Genomic DNA, 19,181 nt, shown 5'->3' with positions numbered 1-19,181 from the left:
CTACTCGCCGCCCAGCCTTTCGACTACCTCTCCCGCATCGCTTTGCCAGGCAAAAACGTCCGCGCCCTCGCCCTTAAGCTTGGTTTCAAGCGTTTTGGCGCGGGTGAAGCTGGCGAAGGGACCAACGACCAGACGATTGGTCCGGCCCCAGCTGGCGACCCAGGCGCTTTGCGGGGCCAGCGCGTCATATTTCTTGCGCATCTTCTTGAGCGTGAAGCCCAACGCGCTCTTGCTCGCGCCGGTCGCGATCTGGAGCCAGTTGCGCGCCGGGTTGTCGGCCAGGCGCTTCTTTTCCTCGGCTTCCTTCTTCGCCTTGGCGTCAGCCTCCGCCTTGGCCTTGGCAGCGGCGGCCTTCTTCACCTTGTCGGCCGCGGCCAGACGCTCGGCCCGGCGCGCGGCCTGGATCTTCTCGATCTCGGCGAGATCGACGGCTGCGACCGCCGACTGACGTTCGGTTTCCGGCACGTCGATCGCGCGGATGATGTCGGCCAGGGTGCGGGTCGCCTGCGGATCGGGCTGAGGTGGCGGCGCGGCAGGCGTTGGCGTTGGTTGCACGACCGGCGACGAAGGCGGCGCGCTGGGGGGCGTGGACGGCGGGACGGTCGCCTGCGCCAGACTGATGGCATTCAGCGGTGTTGTAGGCGCAGCCTGGCTCGCGGCAGGGGCAGCCGGCCGGGACGTATCGACCGATTCAAAGCCCGGCGCAGGCGGCCCCTGCACTTGCGGGGAAGCAGCGACAACCTGTTGCGGCGGCGCGGTCTGGACCGGAGCGGGCGCGGCGGGCGTCGGCTGGACCATCTGCACCTGCGCCGGTGGCGGCTGCACCGGTTGCGGCGCGGGCGGCTGCGACGCGGGGGTCGGTGTGGGCGTAGGCGTGGGTGCCGCTGCTGGTTGAACCATCGCCGGGCGCACCGTGCCGGCCTGTGCCAGCCGGGTCGCTTCGCGGCGCTGGCGCTGCTGTTCGGCACGGCGCGCGCGGCGATCCTGCGCCGGGCTGGTCGGTGCCGCCGCCACTGCAACCGGCGGCGTCTTGGCGACAACCGGCTGGCTGTAGCCGGGTGCCGGCGGAGTTGGCACGATCGCGGCGATGGTCGTGCCGATCTGCGTTGGGAAATGGCCAAAATGGATCGCAGCGGCTTTTTGCGCCGGGGTCAGATAGGGCATTTTGCGCATATAGGGCATGATGGCGGCAGCGAGTTGCGCGGGCATGGTCTGCTCGGCAATCTTCTGCGCTTCAGCCTGCCGGTTGTTCATCGCCAATATGAACGCGCGGGACCGCCAGGCCGCACGGTCGCTCTTGTAGAAAAGCGGCTGCATCACCTTGTCCGAGGCCTCGACCTGGCCCGCTATCCCCAATGACGCGGCATAGCGGCGAAGCAGTTCCAGATCATTGGGCGTGCGTTGCAGCGCCGCCTGATAATCGCGCTGCGCCCCGGCCTGATCCCCCGTCATGTCGCGCGCCAGCCCGCGATCGGCCAGCATGGTCGCGTCGGGATAGCCCAGCCGTGCGGCCTGATCGAACAGCCGCAGCGCTTCGCCCGGATTTTGCAGCTTCAGCATCACCCGGCCAAGCCCGGCCTTGATCCGCCCATTGCCGCTGGCAATCGCATCGGCGCGGGCGAAGAAACCGGCCGCGGCGCGCGGATCGTCCAACGCCAGCGCCGCCTCCCCCGCCCCGATCAGCGCCGCCACGTCGCGCGGATTGGTGGACAGGCGGGCAAGATATGTGTTGAGGTCCGCCGCATCCGGCGGACGCACCAGTTGCGACTGGTCAACCTGCGCTTGCGCCCCGCCCGAAAGCATGAGCGCGGCAATGATCCAGGGAAGAGAGCGTTTCACATCCGTGCCTTATACGAAGCCTCATTGATCGCGACCTATAAGGCCCCTCCCCCTTGAGGGGGAGGTTGGGTGGGGGTGTGCGGCCGCCAGCGTGGACGCTCGGCTTCGCCTCGCTCCCCCTCCCCCAACCCCTCCCCGCCAGGGAGGGGAGATGAGTCACCATCATCGGATTTAGTACTAGCCGATGCCGTGCTGAATGGGAAATGACCCCCCACGAAAAAGCGCGCCCGGTTGCCTTGTGGGACCGACGGCGCGCTTTTGGCGGGACAGATGCCCCTGCAAGCGGATCGCTTACTGGTTGTTCTGGCGATTGAGGAAGCGCGGAATGTCCAGACCCGGTGCAGGCTCGTCCGCCCCTGGTGCCTTTTCCGTGCCACGGGTCAGGCCCGCCATCCGCTCGAACAAGGTGCCGCCCGATGCGACGCGCGGCGCAGGTTCCACCGGCGCAGCCGGGGCAGCGCTTTCAGCGCCCAATACCAGCTCGTCCTCGGCCGGATCGTCGTCCGAAAAGACGGCGGCCGGACGCGGCGGGGCAAAGGGTGCGGGTGCTGCGGCCTCCAAAGGAGCGGGCGCAGGCGCTTCCGGCACGTCCAGTTCCAGCGTTTCAGGTTCTGGCGCAGGGGCAGGCGCAGGAGCCGCCAGTGGCGCAGGCGCAGCGACCTTGGGCGTCGCCGACTGCGGCACCGACACGGCGGGGCGGCTGGCGAAGCTGAACGGCTGGGTCAGCGGCGCGGCATGATTGCCGACATCATTGTCGATCCCGGTGGCGACCACCGACACGCGGATCTTGCCATTGAGGTTATCGTTGAACGCGCTGCCCCAGATGATGTTCGCGTCCGGGTCCACCAGTTCGCGAATATGGTTGGCGGCTTCGTCCACTTCCATCAGGCGCATATCCTCGCCACCGACGATCGAGACGATGACACCCTTCGCGCCGCGCATCGACACGCCGTCGAGCAGCGGGTTGGCGATCGCCTTTTCCGCCGCCTGAAGCGCACGACCATCGCCTTCCGCCTCGCCGGTGCCCATCATCGCCTTGCCCATTTCGCCCATCACGGAGCGGACGTCAGCAAAGTCGAGGTTGATAAGGCCGGGCATGACCATCAGGTCGGTGATGCCGCGCACGCCCTGTTGAAGCACTTCGTCCGCCATCTGGAACGCTTCCTTGAAGGTCGTGTTCGGGTTGGCGATCAGGAACAGATTCTGGTTCGGAATGACGATCAGCGTGTCGACATGCTTTTGCAGCTCGTCAATGCCCGCTTCCGCCGACTTCATGCGGCGATTGCCTTCGAAGGTGAAGGGCTTGGTCACCACGCCAACGGTCAGGATGCCGCGTTCCCGCGCCGCCTTGGCAATGACGGGAGCAGCACCGGTGCCGGTGCCGCCGCCCATGCCAGCGGCGATAAAGCACATATGCGCGCCTTCCAGCGCGGCTTCGACCATGGCGATGGTTTCTTCCGCCGCCGCCTTGCCGATTTCGGGGCGCGACCCGGCGCCCAGACCCTCGGTAATTTGCGGGCCAAGCTGGATGCGGCGCTCGGCGGGCGAGGCGTTCAAGGCCTGCGCATCCGTGTTCGCCACGATGAAATCCACGCCCTCGACATGGGCCGCGATCATGTTTGCGATGGCATTGCCGCCCGCGCCGCCGACACCGATCACCGCGATGCGCGGCTTCAGTTCATCCACATGCGGAGGGCTGATCTCAATGCTCATATATTCTGCTCCCTCAGCTTCCTCGTCAGGAAGCGACAACCAACACCAAATGTTAACACCAGAAACTGGAGTATTTCACCAGCTATTTTCGTCTTACTGTAATTTCGTTCAATAGTTGGTCTTTATCGCCCGCATCATCCGTTGCCACCACAAGGGTGCGCCCAGACGATGCACGGTTTGCGGCGCGGGCGCCATCGTGCGGAGATCAACCGGGTTGGAAGCGCCGTAAAGCGCCAGCCCCGCCAAAGTCGCAAAGGCCGGGCCGCTATGCGCTTCGGGCATGGCGGACAAGCCCCGTGGCCGCCCGATCCGCACCGCCCGGCCCAAGGCACCCTGCGCATAATCGGCAATGCCCTTCATTTCCGCGCCGCCCCCGGTCAGCACCACCTGCCGCCCGGTGGGCGAATTGAAGCCCATGCCCGCCAGCGCCGCATTCACTTCCGACATCAGCTGATTGAGCCGCTCGCAAATGACCCCGACCAGCGCGGCGCGGGTGATCTTGCCCCCTTCGGCATTGGGACCGGCGCTCTGCCCCGGCACCGCGACATCGCCATGGGGGGCTGCGATCTCGATTATCTCGCGGAAATCGCGACGATTCTGCATTGCGGAGCCATAGAAGCATTTGATCCGCTCGGCCTGACTGCGGCGAATGCCAAAGGCCGACGCGATATCGTCGGTAATGTCGGACGCGCCGATAGGAATGGAATGCAGTCCCACCAGCATCCCGCCCGCGTAAAGCGACACATTGGTGACCCCCGCCCCCAATTCCACCAGCGCCACGCCCAGATCGCGCTCTTCTTCGGACAAGCAGGCGAGCCCCGTCGCGATCGGCGAGGCGACGATGGAGTTGACGTTCAGATAAGCGCCCCGCACGCACAGGTCCAGATTGGCGAGCGGCGCGCCGTCGGCCAGCACGACATGAATATCCACGCCCAGCAGGTCGGCGTGCATCCCGGCGGGTTTCTTGACCGGCACCTTGCCATTGATGGTGAAGCAGGTGGGCTGCGCGTGCAGCACGACCCGGCCATCGGGGTCGATCCCCTGCTGGCCAGTGGTCAGCAGATCGTCAATATCGGCCTGTTCGATGCGGTATCCGCCCATATCGCGCTCGACCGTCACAACATCGCTGACCAGGCTGCCGCCCGAAAAGCTGACCCAGACATCCTCGATATTGGTGCCAGCCACCCGCTCGGCTTGCTCGATCGTTTCGCGCACCGCCAGTTCGGTGCGCTCCATGTCGGCGATGAAACCGCGCCGCACGCCCCGGCTTTCGCGCTGGCCGGTGCCCAAAATCGCCAGCTCACCCGTGTCGGTCCGCCCCGCGATCAACGCGGATACCTTCCACGATCCGATGTCGATCGCGGTGATGAGCTTTTCGACCTTGGGCTGCGCCATGGGGCTTAGCCTTCCTCGCCCAGCGCAACGGTGCTGGCCGCCGTGTCGGCCGCATCCACCGGCTTCTCCTCGACCCTGCCCTGCGGCAGGCGCAGGACAAAGCGGTCGGGATCGCGCATGTCGAACTTCACGATCCCCCGGCCCAGCAGCCGGTTGACGCCGTCCATCCGTGCGAAATTGACCAGAGCGGCGGCAGAAATCTTGTCCCCTTCGGGCAGCGACAGCGTCTCGCCCGACTGGAAGCGCAGATCCCAGCGGCGGTTGCCGACCCAGGTCGCGCCCGCCAGCATGGGCTTTAACGCAGGCGCATTTTCCATCAGCCGGTTCAGCCCCGCAGTCTGGCGATTAGCATTGGGACCGACGACCAGCGGCAGGTCCGGCATCGCGCTGGCCGACACCGGTTGCAGCACCACCCCCGCCACGTCGATCAGATGCAATTGCCCGCCATGCTGCCACACCGCGACCGGATCACGCTCGACGATATCGACCACCAGCGTATCGGGCAGACGGCGGGAAATGCGCGCATCCTTGACCCAGCCCAGTTTCAGCATATCCGCGCGGACCTTGGGCAGATCGAGCGAGAGCATCGAACGATCCACCTGCCCCAGCGCAATGTTATAGACCGGCAGCTCGTCCATCCGCTCGACGCCGCGCACCTCGACCTTGTCGACCTCGAAACCCGCGCGCGCGGCGATCAGGGCAGCTTGTTGCTGCGCCATGGCGGGCAGGCCAAAGAAGATCGCAAAGCCGATCAGGATCGCCCCGAAAATCCCCACGATCGTCCAGCTGGCCAGACGTTGCAGCGTCGCTTCGCTAACCGGCAGTGCTTCGATCAGCCGGTCGAGCGTCGACTGGCGCTTGAGCGTGCGCCCGCGACCGCCCTTCGTCGCCCTACCCTTCGCGCTGCTCAGCCGCGCAGTGCCGCCGCGCCGGATCCGTGCCTCAGCCATGTTTCTCACCCCCGGCGCGGTGCAGCGCCTCCTCGACAATAGTCTCCACCAGCGTGGCATAGTCAATGCCCAGCTTCGCGGCCTGTTCGGGAACCAGGCTCAAGGGGGTCATCCCCGGCTGGGTATTGACCTCCAGCAGGAACAGCCCTTCGACGCCCTGTTCATCATCCCAGCGGAAATCGGATCGAGACGCCCCCTTGCACCCCAGCAACTGATGCGACCGCAGCGCCAGCGCCTTGCACGCCTCCGTGATGTCGTCAGGGACCTCGGCAGGGCAAACATGTTCGGTCATGCCATCGGTATATTTGGCGTCGAAATCATAAAAGCCGCTCTTGGGCCGCAATTCGGTGACCAGCAAAGCCTCATCGCCCAGCACGGCGGTGGTCAGTTCGCGCCCACGAATATAGGGTTCGGCCAGCAATTCGGGGAAATCCTGCCACGGCCCCACACTGTCGCGGCCGATCGGATTGCCATAATTGCCCTCGGCGGTGACGATCGCCACGCCGACCGAGCTGCCCTCATTGACGGGCTTCAACACATAGGGGCGCGGCAGCGGATCGCCCGCAAACAGGCTCTCACTTTGCACGATATGCCCGCCGGGCATCGGGATGCCATGCGGCACCAGCGCCTGCTTGGTCAGCTGCTTGTCGATCGCGATGACCGAGGTGGCGAGGCCGCTATGGGTGTAGGTCAGCCCCATCAGGTCCATCATCCCCTGCACCGTGCCATCCTCGCCCGGCACGCCATGCAGCGCGTTGAACACCACGTCGGCCTTGGCCTCAGCCAGCCGCGCCGCGACATCACGGTCCATATCGATCCGCGTGACCCGATGCCCGCGCGATTCCAGCGCCTTGGCCACGCCTTCGCCGCTCATGAGGGAAACGGGCCGCTCCGCCGACCAACCGCCCATCAGGACAGCGACATGCCAGGGGCCACGGGTCATGCCGTTCCTCCCCGGCACGGGGAGGGGGACCGCGCCCGAAGGGCGTGGTGGAGGGGGAGTGAGGCATGGCACGCCCCCTCCGTCTGCGCTGCGCGCAGCCACCTCCCCGTGCCGGGGAGGAACTTCATTCCGCCACTCACTTCACCAACCCCACCCGCTGAATTTCCCATTCCAGTTCCACGCCGCTCTTGTCTTTCACCCGCCGCCGCACTTCCTCGCCCAGCGCTTCGATGTCGCTGCTGGTCGCCTCGCCGGTGTTCAGCAGGAAATTGGTGTGCTTCTCACTCACCTGCGCGCCGCCCAGTTGCAGCCCGCGACAGCCCGCCTCATCCACCAGCTGCCACGCCTTGTGCCCATCCGGGTTCTTGAAGGTCGATCCGCCGGTCTTGCTGCGCAGCGGCTGGCTTTCCTCGCGCGCGGCGGCGATGCGGTCCATCTCCGCCTGGATCGCCGCCGGTTCACCCGGTTCGCCGCGAAAGGTCGCGCTGACGACGATCGCCCCGTCCGTCAGGTTCGAATGGCGATAGGTGTAGCGCAGGTCACGGTTCAAGAGAGTCACCTGCTCGCCCGACCGCAGAACCACCTCGCACTCGATCAGGATATCGCGCGTCTCACGGCCATAAGCGCCGCCATTCATCCGCACGAAACCGCCGACCGTGCCGGGGATCGAGCGCAGAAACTCAAGTCCCGCTATGCCCGCGTCCCGCGCGGTCGATGACACCAAAATGCCCGACGCCCCGCCGCCACAGGTCAGCGTCACCTCGTCCAACCGCTCAACCTTGGCGAACGGCTTGCCCAGCCGCACCACCACGCCCGGCACCCCACCATCGCGCACGATCAGGTTGGACCCCAGCCCCAGCGCCATGACCGGCACCGCCGGGTCGAGCATGGCCAGAAAATCCGACAGATCGTCGGCATCCTTCGGCTCGAACAGCCATTGCGCCGCGCCGCCCGCCTTGAACCAGACGAGCGGAGCCAGCGGCGCATCCGCCTTCAAACTGCCGCGCACCGGCGGAAGGGCAATGCTGTCGCTCAACCGCGCACGCCCCACAAATTCATCCAGCTTTTCATCGCCTTCAGCCCCGCCTCGCCCGCCTGATTGGCGGCCATCCCGGCCTTGGCATTTTGCTGCGCCGCCTGCACCATGTCGCGCGCAGCCTCCACGCCCTGCATCTGGACGTCGATCATGCGCTTCTGCATTTCCAGTCCTACGGCGAACAGCTCGAACATCAGACTGCTTCCTTCGCTTTGGCAGAGACAGCAGCCGCCAGCCCCGCCGCCCATTTGGTGATGTCGCCCGCCCCCAGGCAGATGAGCATATCGTCCGCCTGAATGTCCGCCGCCAGCGCGCTCGCCAGCGCATCGGCGTCGGCAATGGTCGATGCATGGCGATGCCCGCGCCGCTTCAATCCCGCGACCAGAGCCGCGCTGTCCACGCCCTCGATCGGCTGTTCACCCGCGGTATAGACGGGCGCGGCATAGACGATGTCGGCGTCATTAAACGCCTGCTGAAAATCATCCATCAGGTCGCGCAGCCGGGTGAAGCGGTGCGGCTGGACCACGGCGATCACCCGTCCCTGCGCGCCCTCACGAGCAGCCGCCAGCACGGCTTTGATTTCGACCGGGTGATGGCCATAATCATCGATAACCGTGGCCGAACCGTCACCGACCGCAATCTCGCCAACCTTGGTGAAGCGCCGCTTGACCCCGCCAAATTTGGCAAAGCCGGTCTGGATCGTCGCGTCGTCAATCCCCATGTGCAGCGCCACGCCGATAGCCGCCATGGCGTTCAGCACATTGTGACGGCCGGGCATCGGCATTTCGATCCCCTCGATCCTGCGCGTGGACCCGTCCCGCTCACGGATCTGCACATCAAAGCGGTTGCCGCCGGGGAAGCTCACCACATTGTCGCCGCGAATATCCGCCTGCGCGGAAAAGCCATAGGTCACGATCCGCCGGTCCTGCACGCGCGGCAAAATCGCCTGCACTTCGGGATGGTCGAGGCACAGCAAGGCCGCGCCATAGAAAGGCACATTGCCGACAAATTCGACAAAGGCGTCCTTCACCCGGTCGAAACTGCCATAATGATCGAGATGTTCAGGATCGATATTGGTGACGACCGCGATCGTGCCGTCGAGCCGCAAAAAGCTGCCGTCGCTCTCGTCGGCCTCCACCACCATCCAGTCGCTATTGCCCAGCCGCGCGTTGGAACCATAGCTGTTGATGATGCCGCCGTTGATGACCGTCGGGTCCACCCCGCCCGCGTCCAGTAACGCCGCGACCATGGAGGTCGTCGTGGTCTTGCCATGCGTCCCCGCCACCGCGACGGTGGATTTGAGACGCATCAACTCGGCCAACATTTCCGCCCGACGGATCACCGGCACGCGCGTTTCCAGCGCCAGCTCAACCTCCGGGTTGCCACGCTTGATCGCAGTCGATGTCACCACCACCGCCGCATCCCCCAGATTTTCCGCCTTATGGCCGATCATCACGCGGATGCCCTTGGCCCGCAGCCCCTCGACCACATAGCCTTCGGCCACGTCCGACCCCTGCACATCATAGCCCAGATTGTGCATCACCTCGGCAATGCCCGACATGCCGATGCCGCCAATGCCGATGAAATGGATCGTGCCGATGTCCGTGCCGACACCCTTCATGAGTATATTTCCTTATAAGAATTTCCGTTCGCCCTGAGCGAAGTCGAAGGGCCATGCAGAGCCGCAGGCGAAGCAGCTTCGCTTCGCTCAGCAGAAGGCTTCGACAGGCTCAGCCCGAACGGGGAAAGGGCAGTCCGCCTCAAGCCGGAACCCCCGCCAGATTCAGCGTCGTAGGCGTCGGCCCGACCCGTACCGGATCGTTGACGATCGGCGCATGGCCGATGCTTTCCAGCAAATCCGCCATATCCCGCGCCGCATTGGGGCGGCCGCAGCCGCGCGCGCGCTTCGCTGCATTCTGCAACGCGCCCGGCTCCATCGCCATCTTCTGCATCTGCTTGGCCAGTTCCACTGCGGTAAAGCGCGCCTGCGGTATCGTGCGCGCGCCGCCCGCCTCGGTCATTTCGCGGGCATTAGCGGTCTGATGATCGTCCATCGCGCTCGGCAATGGCACAAGAATCGCAGGCCGTCCGGCGCAGGTCAGTTCCGCCAGCGTAGATGCCCCAGCCCGCGCAATCACCAGATGCGACCAGCCCAGTTTCTCCGGCACATCGTTGAAATAGGTGGCCAGGTCCGCGGGAATTTCCATCTCCGCATAGACTTTGCGCACCCGCTCAATATCCTCGGCCCGGCATTGCTGCGTCACCTGCAAGCGGCGGCGCAGTGCGACCGGCAGCATCGACAGGCCTTCAGGGACCACGCTCGACAAGATCGACGCGCCCTGGCTGCCGCCGATCACCAGCACCCGGAACACGCTCTCGTCGGTCAGCACGGGGAAATCCTCCTCGCGCAGCTGCTTGACTTCCTCACGCACCGGATTGCCGATCAGGTGGACCTTGGCAGTATATTTGTCCTTCAACCGCTCGACCCCCGGATAGGCCGTCGCAATCGCATCGACCCGCCCGGCCAGCAGCCGGTTGACCCGGCCCAGCACCGCATTCTGCTCATGCACCGCAGTCGGCACGCCATCGGCCAGCGCCGCCAGCAGCGCAGGCATCGCCGGATAGCCGCCAAAGCCGACCACGGCGGTCGGGCGGAACGTTTCATTGAGCCGCCGCGCCATCGCCCGGCCCGCCAATATGGCTTTCAGCGCTCCCGGCCAGCTTTTCGGATTGGGCGTCATGCGCCCGGCGGGCAGCACATGCACCTGCGCCTTGTCGAAGATGCCGGGGATCTTCGCTCCCCGCTCATCGGTGACAAGGGCTACATGATGGCCGCGCGCCATCAGCTCCTCGGCCACGGCATGAGCCGGAATCATATGACCACCCGTCCCGCCGGCGGCTAGGACGAAGTGACGGGAAATGCTCATCGACCACTCCATTTGACGACCGTATGCCGACCCATGAAGGGGTTGCGTCGCGTGAAGGCGAGCAACAGGCCGACGCCGATGCAAAGCGCCAGCATAGAGGAGCCGCCATAGCTGATAAAGGGCAGCGTCATCCCCTTGGACGGAAATATCTGCGCATTGACGCCCATATTGATGATCGCCTGCAATCCGAACTGCGTCGTCAGCCCCGCCGCCGCCAAAATGGTGAAACTATCCTCCTCATCCAGCAGGCGCAGCAGCACCCGCACGACGATGGCCAGATAGACAAGCGCGATGGCGATGCAGGCCAGCAGGCCGAACTCTTCCCCGATGACCGAGAAGATATAGTCGGTATGCGCTTCGGGCAGGCGGAACTTGTGCTGCCCGCCACCCGGCCCCACCCCGGTAAAACCGCCATGGGTGATGGTGCGGAAGGCAAGGTCCGTCTGGTCCGGCCCGGCACTCTGGTCGACGCCGATACCCAGAAAATCGTTAATCCGCTGACGGCCATTTTCATAGAACATATAGACCGCGACCAGGCCCGCTAGCCCCATGCCACCCAGCGCCGCGATCCAGCGCATCGGCATCCCCGACAAGAGCAACAGGCATCCCCAGCAGGCTAGGAAAATGACGGTCTGGCCGAAATCGGGCTGGCGCATCAGGATCGCGGCGATCAGCAGCGTCAATGCGCCGGTCAGCGGAATGACCGGCAGGGTCGCATCCTTGCCGCGCAGCGACAGCAGCCAGGCCAAAGTCACGACATAGACGGGTTTCAGAAACTCCGACGGCTGGAAGCGGAAACCGGGCAGGTCGATCCAGCGCTTGGCCCCGTTCACCGTGCTGCCCAGCAGCGGCACGAACAGCAGCATGACGAAGAAAAAGACACACAGAAACGTCGCCAGCCGCCGCGCCTGCGGCCGGGGCAGCATCGATATGACCAGCATGATCGGCAGGCCGATGCCGACCCAGACGAGCTGGCGGTAGAAATAATTGAGCGGATTGACGGCGATCTGCGCGGTCGACCGATCGATCGCCGCCACAGGCGACGCTGCCGCGACCGCGACCAGCCCGATCGCCATCAGCGCGACGATCAGTGACAGAAGGACGCGGTCAATCTCCCAGAACCAGATGGCGAGCGCGGTGCGTTCGCGCGGCACGGTGCGGGTGCGAAACCCCTTCACCAGTTCGCCTGCCCTAGACATGTGCCCCGTCCCTTCCCTGCTGGTCCCGCGCCATCACCCTATTCCAGCGCCGCGACGGCCGCGACAAAAGCATCGCCGCGCGCTTCGAAATCGCGAAACTGGTCGAAACTGGCGCAGGCGGGCGACAGCAGCACGATGTCACCGGGCTGCGCGATGCGCGCCGCACGGCGCACGGCGGCGCTTAGCATCTCGCTATCGTCCACCGCCATAGACCCGCGCAGCAGGTCAGCGAACATATGCCCCGCCTCACCGATCGTATAGGCATGGGCGACATTGCCGAAATGCGGCACGCACTCGTCCAGATTGTCCGACTTGGCGACCCCGCCCAATATCCAGTGGATGCGGGGCTTGCCGTCGATCGCTGGCCATGCGGCCAGCGCAGGCGCAGTCGAGGCGGCATTGGTCGCCTTGCTGTCATTGACGTAGAGGACGCCATTGCGGGTCGCGACCGCCTGCATCCTGTGGGGGAGGCTTGCGTAGCTAATCAGCGCATTGGCGATCGTCGCCTCATCAATGCCCAACGCTTGTGCGACAGCGATCGCGACGGCAGCATTTTGCGCATTATGCGGGCCTTGCAGGGCAGGCCAGCCGAGTTGCGCGACGGGATCAATGTCACTCGACCCAACCTCTTTCACGTCATCCCCGCTCAGGCGGGGACTCATCTCCCCAGCCTCGCCTTGGCCCGTGATATCGGGAGATGGGTTCCCGCTTTCGCGGGAATGACGGATGGAATGAAGGATAGCCCGGCTCGATTCATCCTCCGCCGCGATCACCGCGACATGGTCCGCCGACTGCATCGCAAACAGCCGCGCCTTGCTCGCAACATACCCCTCAAACCCATCATAGCGATCCAGATGATCCGGCGTAATATTCAGCAGCACCGCCACATCGCAGTCCAAACTATGCGTCAGGTCGATCTGATAGCTCGACAGTTCCAGCACATAGACGCCCACGCCATGCAGGTTCGGCTCCAGCGGCGGCTGGCCCAGCACCGGCAGGCCGATATTGCCGCCCATCACAGTGGGATAGCCAGCCTGCTCGATGATGTGGTGGATCAGCGCCGTGGTGGTCGACTTACCATTGGTGCCGGTGATGCCGACCACCTTGTGCGGCGGCAGCGTGGGACGGGCCAGCGCGAACAGTTCGATGTCGCCGATGATCGGCACGCCCGCCAGCTTGGCGCGCATGGTGATCGGGTGACGATTGAGCGGCACGCCCGGCGACACGACGATACCGTCAAAGCCTGTCAGGTCGATCTCCATCGGATCGCCCAGTTCCGCCTTGCCCGCAACCGCCGCCCGGGCTTCCTCACGCCCGTCCCATGCCACGACCCGCGCGCCGCTGGCCGACAGGCAATCGACGGTGGCCAGGCCAGACCGTGCCAGCCCCAGCACCGCGTAGGTCTTGCCCGCAAAAACGTCCGAAACGATCATCGCAGCTTCAACGTCGCAAGACCGGCCAGCGCCAGGATGAAGGCGATGATCCAGAAACGGATCACCACGGTCGGTTCGGCCCAGCCCAATTGTTCGAAATGATGGTGGATCGGCGCCATTTTGAACACGCGCTTGCCGGTGCGTTTGTAGAAGAACACCTGGATGATGACGCTCATCGCCTCCACCACGAACAGCCCACCGATGATGCCCAGCACGATTTCATGATGCGCGGTCACCGCGATCACGCCGATCGTCCCGCCCAGCGCCAGGCTGCCGGTATCGCCCATGAACACAGCCGCTGGCGGCGCGTTGAACCACAGGAAAGCCAGCCCCGCGCCAATGATCGCCCCGCACAATATCGTCAGGTTCCCCGCCCCCGGCACATGCGGAATCCCCAGATATTCGGCAAAATCCGCGCGCCCGACCAGATAGACGATCAGCATGAAGGCAAGGCAGGCGATGATGACCGGCATCGTCGCCAGCCCGTCAAGCCCGTCAGTCAGGTTCACCGCATTGCCAAACGCCACGATCACAAAGGCCGCAAACAGGAAATAGAACGGCCCCAGCTCGATCGCCGGACCATTATAGAAAGGCACGTACAGCGCGGTATTGCCATGCTGCGACACGATCAGCCAGGCGGCAAAGCCCGCGATCAGAAATTCGAACAACAACCGCGCCTTGCCCGACAGCCCCTTGTGGCTGGCCTTGGTCACCTTGTCATAATCGTCCAGAAAACCGATCGCGCCGAACCCCAAAGTCACAAACAGGCAGGCCCAGACATAAATGGAGTTGAGGTCCATCCACAGCAGCACCGAAATCACCATGGAGGTCAGGATCATCAGCCCCCCCATGGTCGGCGTGCCGCGCTTGGCCAGATGGGTCTGTGGCCCGTCGGTGCGGATCGGTTGCCCCTTGCCCTGCCGCACGCGCAGCCAGCCAATGAATTTGGGACCGATCAGCAGGCCGATGAACAAAGCGGTAAAGATCGCCGCGCCCGCGCGGAAACTCAGATAACGGATCAGGTTGAACCCGCCCGCAAAATCCATGGTCTGGGCCAGCCAGTAGAGCATCAGTGTGTGTCTCCGTCGCAGGCGCGTTCGCCAAGCGCCGCGACAAGCCGGGACAGCCCGATGCCGTTGGAGCCTTTGACGAGGATAGCATCGCCCGCGCGCATGTCAGTGGTCAAAAGGGTGATGGCGCTCGCCGTGTCGGGGACATGGGCATAGGCCATGCTACCGTCCAGCGCATCGGCCAGCGGCGCCATTTCCGCGCCGACCAGGATGGCATAATCGACCTGCCCCGCCTCCAGCGGCCCGGCCAGATCGGCGTGCAGTTCAGCGCTGCGCGCACCCAGTTCGCGCATCCCGCCCAGCACCGCAATCCGCCGGTCGGCCGTTTCACGCCCCAATTGCTTGAGCGTCGCGGCCATGGACAGCGGGTTGGCGTTGTAACTTTCATCGATCAGCAGCGCCTCGCCGCCCGCGACCGGCAATATCCGCCGCTCGCCCCGCCCCGGCAGCCCCGGCATTTCCGCCAGCGCCAGCCCCGCCGCCGCCAGATCGCCACCCACTGCCGACACCGCGGCCAGCACCGCCAGCGCATTGGACACCCAATGATCGCCCGGCGCTGCCACGGTAAAGCAGAGTTCGGCGTCCGGCAGCTTCGCCGTCACCAGCGTGCCGCCACCGGGCGCCGGCACCGTCTCGCGCGCATGAACGTCAGCCTCGTCACTCAGGCCAAAGGTCAATATATTAGCGGCGTGCCGTTCCGCCTTGTTGTAGAGCAGTGCCACATGCGGGCTGTCATAGGGGATGATCGCGGTGCCGCCCGGCTCCAACCCCTCGAAAATCTCCGCCTTGGCCTCGGCAATCTTCGCTTCGGTGCCGAAATATTCGATATGGGCGGGCGCGATAGCGGTGACGATCGCGACATGGGGCCGCACCTGCCGGGTCAGCGCGGCCAGTTCGCCCGCATGGTTCATCCCCATCTCGAATACGCCGAATGCCGTCTCGCGCGGCATCCGCGCCAGGCTCAGCGGCACGCCGACATGGTTGTTATAGCTTTTGACCGACCGGTGAATCTGCCCCGGATGGGCGCGGTCCAACGCCTGAAACAGCGCTTCCTTCGTCCCGGTCTTGCCAACCGATCCGGTGACGCCGATCACCTTGCCATCCATCCGCGCCCGCGACGCCCGGCCCAAAGCTTCGAGGGCGGCGGCGCTGTCAGGCACCAATATATGCGGATGATCGACCGGCTCGCTGACGATCGCACCCGCCGCCCCCTGCGCAAAGGCCTTGCCGATGAATTTATGCCCGTCGGTCGCCTCGCCCTTCATCGCGACGAACAGGTCGCCGCCGGTCACCTCGCGGCTGTCAAACGCCACGCCCGAAACGGCAAACGGCGCCGACGCGCCGCCGCCTGTTGCCTCGGCGATCTCGGCAGAGGTCCACAGGTCCGCCATTACTCGCCCCATCCGTTCGGGCTGAGCGAAGTCGAAGCCCTCCGCTGAGCGGAGCGAAGTGGCCTCCCTATCGGTCGGCCGAGCCCTTCGACTTCGCTCAGGGCGAACGGAATTGAGAACTGCATCAACCCGCGCACTCCCGCGCCACCGTCACGTCATCGAACGGCAGCACCCGATCGCCGATAATCTGGCCCTGTTCATGCCCCTTGCCCGCCAGCAGCACGATGTCGTCAGCCCCGGCCAGCGCAATGGCAGCAGCGATAGCCGCGCGACGCCCGCCAATTTCCTGCGCGCCAGCCGCCCCCGCCATCACCGCAGCGCGGATCGCAGACGGTTCCTCCGACCGCGGATTATCGTCGGTGACGATGACATGATCGGCCAGTTCGGCGGCAACCTGCCCCATCAGCGGCCGCTTGCCCGCATCGCGATCCCCGCCCGCGCCGAACAGCGCGATCAGTCTGCCCTTGGTGTGCGGCCGCAACGCCTCGATCGCGGCGCGCAGGCCATCGGGCGTATGGGCATAATCAACATAGACCGGCGCGCCCGCCTTGCTGATGACCGCACGTTCCAGCCGGCCGCGCACCGGCTGCACCCGGCCCAGCAGTTCCAGCACCTTGGCAGTATCGCCGCCGGTCGCGATCACCAGCCCCGCCGCCGTCAGCGCATTGGCCGCCTGATAGGCACCGATCAGCGGCAGATTGACCTTATATGTCTTGCCGCCACCGTCTCCTGGCGCCTCGATGCCAAGCGTCTGCCCCAATTGCGTCGGCGTGCGCGTGACCAGCCGCAACGCCTCACCCTTCTCGCCGACGCTCAGCAACCGCAGGCCACGCGTGGCAACCCGCGCGATCACCTTGTCCGACCATGCGTCATCGGCCCAGACCACCGCCGCGCCATCCGACGCCACGACTTCATCGAACAGCCGCATCTTGGCGTCGAAATAGCTGTCCATGTCGCCATGATAGTCGAGATGGTCGCGCGACAGGTTGGTGAACCCACCCGCCAGCACCGGCAGCCCTTCGGTGCGATATTGCGCCAGGCCATGGCTCGACGCTTCGAACGCGGCATGGGTGATGCCCTCGCGGCGCAGGCCCGACATGTTCGACAGGAAAGTGACGATGTCCGGCGTGGTCAGCCCGGTCGATACCTGATCGACCGATGTGGTGACGCCCAGCGTGCCTATCGACGCGGCATGATGCCCCATCATCCGCCACAATTGCCGGGTCAGTTCGACCGTGCTCGTCTTGCCATTGGTGCCGGTGACGGCAACGGTCACGTCGGGAAAGGGCGTGAAATAGCGCGCGGCCAGTTGCGCGAACAGGCGGCGCGGATTGGCGTGGGCGATATGGATCGCGCCGTCGACCTTGGCCTCAGGCCGGGCAACGACCGCGATCGCGCCCGCCTTCACCGCGTCGGCAATATAATCCTCGCCATTGACGCGCAGCCCCTGGAATGCGCCAAACACTGTGCCGGGCGCGACCTTGCGATTGTCGATGGCAAAGCCGGTGACGTTGGCGTCCAGCGCCGCCCCGTCGCTCACCGCCGCATCCAGCCCGTCGATCAGACCGCCAAGGCGCGTCATTCGCTCTCTCCCTTGGGCTTCCACAGCAATGGCGTCAGGTCCGAAATATCAACGTCGCGGCGCTCGTCCGGCATCACGCCCAGCATCGGCCCGGTGCGCTCTATCACCCGCTTGACCACCGGCGCGGCGGTCCAGGCGGCGGTGCGCAGGCCGATCGCGCTGGTCGCGCCATCCATCATGGTCAGCACGACATAGCGCGGATTATCCATCGGGAAAGCGGCAGCAAATGTCGTCACCAGCGAACTCTTATTATAGCGACCATCCTCAGGTTTCTCGGCGGAACCCGTTTTGCCGCCCACCCGGAAACCCGTGGCGTCGGCGCTACGCCCTGTACCCGCCGCAACGATCAATCGCAACAGCTGGCGCATCCGCGCGCTGGTCGCGGCGGAAAAGACGCGCTGTCCTTCCGGCGCTTCGCCCGGCTTCAATTTGCGCAGCGTCGCGGGGCGATACATGCCGCCATTGACCAGCGCGGCATAGGCGCTGGCCAGATGCAGCGGCGTCACCGCAATGCCATGACCATAGGATACGGTCATGGTGGTGATCCGTCCCCAATTGCTGGGCCAGATCGTCCCGGCCTGTTCCTTCAGCTCGATGGGCGCGCGCTGGTCGAATTTCAGAGCGCGGAAAATCTGCTGCATCGGCGCGGCGCCCATCTCGTCGGCGATGCGCGCAGTCGCGATGTTGGAGCTGTGGACCAATGTTTCAGGCACGTTGATCCAGCGGCCAAGCGAATGGTCGTCCTTGATGCGAAAGCCGCCGATGGCGATCGGCGCGGTCGCATCATAGCGCTTGCTCATCGACGTCACGACGCCATGGTCCATGGCCGCCCCGATCGAGATCGGCTTGAAGGTCGACCCCAGCTCATAACGGGCCTGCACCATCTGGTTGCACAAAGGCGACTGGCTGCACGATTTGCCCGCATAATTTTGCAGCTTGTTGGGATCGAACACCGGGATGGAGGCCATGGCGATCACTTCGCCCGTGTTGGCGTCCAATATGATGCCGCCCGCGCCCTTGGCATGTTGCGCGACCATCTGGGCGTAAAGTTCGCTTTCCAGCGCGCCCTGCACCCGGCTGTCGATCGAAATGGCAAAGGGTTGGCCGCGCAGCGCCGCGTCGGTCAGCCGGTCGTTAAAGGCGGATTCGACGCCCATACCGCCGACGCCATTGGCATCGGGTGCAAAGCCCAGCACATGGGCCGCCAGCGTGCGCTGCGGATAGAGCCGTTCCTTCTCACGCGGAAATTCGATGCCGATTTCGCCCAGCGCATTCACCGCCGCCACCTGCTCCGGCATGGCGCGGCGGCGTAGATAGGCCCAGCCCCGACCGGTCAGCTTCTTGTAAAAGACAGCCTCGGCCTCATCGGGGAAAATCTCGTGCAGCTTGCGCGCCAGTTCGGCCGGTTCGCCGATCAGCTTGGAAGGGCGCACCGCCACCGAATAGGCGTCCATCGTCCGCGCCAGCGGCACGCCGTTGCGATCCACAATGTCAGCGCGCGCGGGCAGGAAGGCCGACAGGGCATCGTCCCCTGTCGCGCCATGCGCAAAAACGCCGACCCACAGGAGCCGGCCGATCAACACCGTCGTCACCGCCATGAACAGGATCAGCAGCAACATCAGCCGGTTATGGGCGATGGCGGTCAGACTGACCCGTTGCCGTCCCGCCCGCGCCCCGCCGGGCTGGACGATGATCGTGGCCAT

General features: G+C 65.2%; 15 protein-coding genes. All 15 read right to left on the bottom strand.

Annotated features, from left to right (window positions below):
- Nucleotides 1–1,803, bottom strand: coding sequence for an SPOR domain-containing protein (locus Q0D44_RS00255; protein ID WP_294131783.1), 1,803 nt, complete (start codon nucleotides 1,801–1,803; stop codon nucleotides 1–3).
- 327 nt (nucleotides 1,804–2,130) lie between these two features.
- Nucleotides 2,131–3,552, bottom strand: coding sequence for a cell division protein FtsZ (gene ftsZ, locus Q0D44_RS00250; protein ID WP_294130662.1), 1,422 nt, complete (start codon nucleotides 3,550–3,552; stop codon nucleotides 2,131–2,133).
- A gap of 108 nt (nucleotides 3,553–3,660) precedes the next feature.
- The gene (gene ftsA, locus Q0D44_RS00245) at nucleotides 3,661–4,947 is read right to left on the bottom strand and encodes a cell division protein FtsA (RefSeq protein WP_294130660.1); all 1,287 of its coding nucleotides are present in this window, start codon (nucleotides 4,945–4,947) and stop codon (nucleotides 3,661–3,663) included.
- A 5-nt stretch (nucleotides 4,948–4,952) separates the two neighbouring features.
- Nucleotides 4,953–5,897 carry a cell division protein FtsQ/DivIB gene (locus tag Q0D44_RS00240; protein WP_294130658.1) on the bottom strand — a complete coding sequence of 315 codons (945 nt, stop codon included), beginning with the start codon at nucleotides 5,895–5,897 and terminating at the stop codon, nucleotides 4,953–4,955.
- Nucleotides 5,890–6,840, bottom strand: coding sequence for a D-alanine--D-alanine ligase (locus Q0D44_RS00235; RefSeq protein ID WP_294130655.1), 951 nt, complete (start codon nucleotides 6,838–6,840; stop codon nucleotides 5,890–5,892). The genes Q0D44_RS00240 and Q0D44_RS00235 overlap by 8 nt, the downstream gene beginning before the upstream one ends.
- Before the next feature lie 136 nt (nucleotides 6,841–6,976).
- Complete coding sequence (gene murB / locus Q0D44_RS00230) at nucleotides 6,977–7,876, bottom strand: UDP-N-acetylmuramate dehydrogenase (protein WP_294130650.1); 900 nt, start codon at nucleotides 7,874–7,876, stop codon at nucleotides 6,977–6,979.
- Nucleotides 7,873–8,070, bottom strand: a complete 198-nt coding sequence (locus Q0D44_RS00225; protein ID WP_294130647.1) for a hypothetical protein — start codon at nucleotides 8,068–8,070, stop codon at nucleotides 7,873–7,875. Before Q0D44_RS00225 ends, murB begins: the two co-directional genes overlap by 4 nt.
- Complete coding sequence (gene murC, locus Q0D44_RS00220) at nucleotides 8,070–9,497, bottom strand: UDP-N-acetylmuramate--L-alanine ligase (protein WP_294130644.1); 1,428 nt, start codon at nucleotides 9,495–9,497, stop codon at nucleotides 8,070–8,072. The genes Q0D44_RS00225 and murC overlap by 1 nt, the downstream gene beginning before the upstream one ends.
- A gap of 139 nt (nucleotides 9,498–9,636) precedes the next feature.
- On the bottom strand, nucleotides 9,637–10,803 hold the full coding sequence (gene murG, locus Q0D44_RS00215; RefSeq protein WP_294130641.1) for an undecaprenyldiphospho-muramoylpentapeptide beta-N-acetylglucosaminyltransferase: 1,167 nt from the start codon (nucleotides 10,801–10,803) through the stop codon (nucleotides 9,637–9,639).
- Nucleotides 10,800–12,002: a putative lipid II flippase FtsW gene (gene ftsW, locus Q0D44_RS00210; protein ID WP_294130477.1), complete on the bottom strand. Its 1,203-nt coding sequence runs from the start codon at nucleotides 12,000–12,002 to the stop codon at nucleotides 10,800–10,802. Before ftsW ends, murG begins: the two co-directional genes overlap by 4 nt.
- Before the next feature lie 38 nt (nucleotides 12,003–12,040).
- On the bottom strand, nucleotides 12,041–13,435 hold the full coding sequence (murD, locus tag Q0D44_RS00205; RefSeq protein ID WP_294130475.1) for a UDP-N-acetylmuramoyl-L-alanine--D-glutamate ligase: 1,395 nt from the start codon (nucleotides 13,433–13,435) through the stop codon (nucleotides 12,041–12,043).
- The gene (mraY, locus tag Q0D44_RS00200; RefSeq protein WP_294130472.1) at nucleotides 13,432–14,505 is read right to left on the bottom strand and encodes a phospho-N-acetylmuramoyl-pentapeptide-transferase; all 1,074 of its coding nucleotides are present in this window, start codon (nucleotides 14,503–14,505) and stop codon (nucleotides 13,432–13,434) included. Before mraY ends, murD begins: the two co-directional genes overlap by 4 nt.
- Nucleotides 14,505–15,896: a UDP-N-acetylmuramoyl-tripeptide--D-alanyl-D-alanine ligase gene (gene murF / locus Q0D44_RS00195; RefSeq protein WP_294130469.1), complete on the bottom strand. Its 1,392-nt coding sequence runs from the start codon at nucleotides 15,894–15,896 to the stop codon at nucleotides 14,505–14,507. Before murF ends, mraY begins: the two co-directional genes overlap by 1 nt.
- 124 nt (nucleotides 15,897–16,020) lie before the next feature.
- On the bottom strand, nucleotides 16,021–17,478 hold the full coding sequence (locus Q0D44_RS00190) for a UDP-N-acetylmuramoyl-L-alanyl-D-glutamate--2,6-diaminopimelate ligase (protein ID WP_294130467.1): 1,458 nt from the start codon (nucleotides 17,476–17,478) through the stop codon (nucleotides 16,021–16,023).
- Nucleotides 17,475–19,181, bottom strand: a complete 1,707-nt coding sequence (locus tag Q0D44_RS00185; RefSeq protein ID WP_294130464.1) for a penicillin-binding protein 2 — start codon at nucleotides 19,179–19,181, stop codon at nucleotides 17,475–17,477. The genes Q0D44_RS00190 and Q0D44_RS00185 overlap by 4 nt, the downstream gene beginning before the upstream one ends.

This window comes from Sphingobium sp., assembly GCA_023266575.1.
In the GTDB taxonomy this organism is placed as follows: domain Bacteria; phylum Pseudomonadota; class Alphaproteobacteria; order Sphingomonadales; family Sphingomonadaceae; genus Sphingobium.
The sequence above is the reverse complement of the archived record's forward strand: the minus strand, read 5'-3'. Positions and strand labels throughout refer to the sequence as shown.

Coding starts and splice junctions, on each gene's coding strand:
- Q0D44_RS00255 (WP_294131783.1), bottom strand. CDS start 1,803: ATGCTTTCGGGCGGGGCGCAAGCGCAGGTTGACCAGTCGCAACTGGTG.
- ftsZ (WP_294130662.1), bottom strand. CDS start 3,552: ATGAGCATTGAGATCAGCCCTCCGCATGTGGATGAACTGAAGCCGCGC.
- ftsA (WP_294130660.1), bottom strand. CDS start 4,947: ATGGCGCAGCCCAAGGTCGAAAAGCTCATCACCGCGATCGACATCGGA.
- Q0D44_RS00240 (WP_294130658.1), bottom strand. CDS start 5,897: ATGGCTGAGGCACGGATCCGGCGCGGCGGCACTGCGCGGCTGAGCAGC.
- Q0D44_RS00235 (WP_294130655.1), bottom strand. CDS start 6,840: ATGACCCGTGGCCCCTGGCATGTCGCTGTCCTGATGGGCGGTTGGTCG.
- Q0D44_RS00225 (WP_294130647.1), bottom strand. CDS start 8,070: ATGTTCGAGCTGTTCGCCGTAGGACTGGAAATGCAGAAGCGCATGATC.
- murC (WP_294130644.1), bottom strand. CDS start 9,497: ATGAAGGGTGTCGGCACGGACATCGGCACGATCCATTTCATCGGCATT.
- murG (WP_294130641.1), bottom strand. CDS start 10,803: ATGAGCATTTCCCGTCACTTCGTCCTAGCCGCCGGCGGGACGGGTGGT.
- ftsW (WP_294130477.1), bottom strand. CDS start 12,002: ATGTCTAGGGCAGGCGAACTGGTGAAGGGGTTTCGCACCCGCACCGTG.
- murD (WP_294130475.1), bottom strand. CDS start 13,435: ATGATCGTTTCGGACGTTTTTGCGGGCAAGACCTACGCGGTGCTGGGG.
- mraY (WP_294130472.1), bottom strand. CDS start 14,505: ATGCTCTACTGGCTGGCCCAGACCATGGATTTTGCGGGCGGGTTCAAC.
- murF (WP_294130469.1), bottom strand. CDS start 15,896: ATGGCGGACCTGTGGACCTCTGCCGAGATCGCCGAGGCAACAGGCGGC.
- Q0D44_RS00190 (WP_294130467.1), bottom strand. CDS start 17,478: ATGACGCGCCTTGGCGGTCTGATCGACGGGCTGGATGCGGCGGTGAGC.
- Q0D44_RS00185 (WP_294130464.1), bottom strand. CDS start 19,181: ATGGCCACGATCATCGTCCAGCCCGGCGGGGCGCGGGCGGGACGGCAA.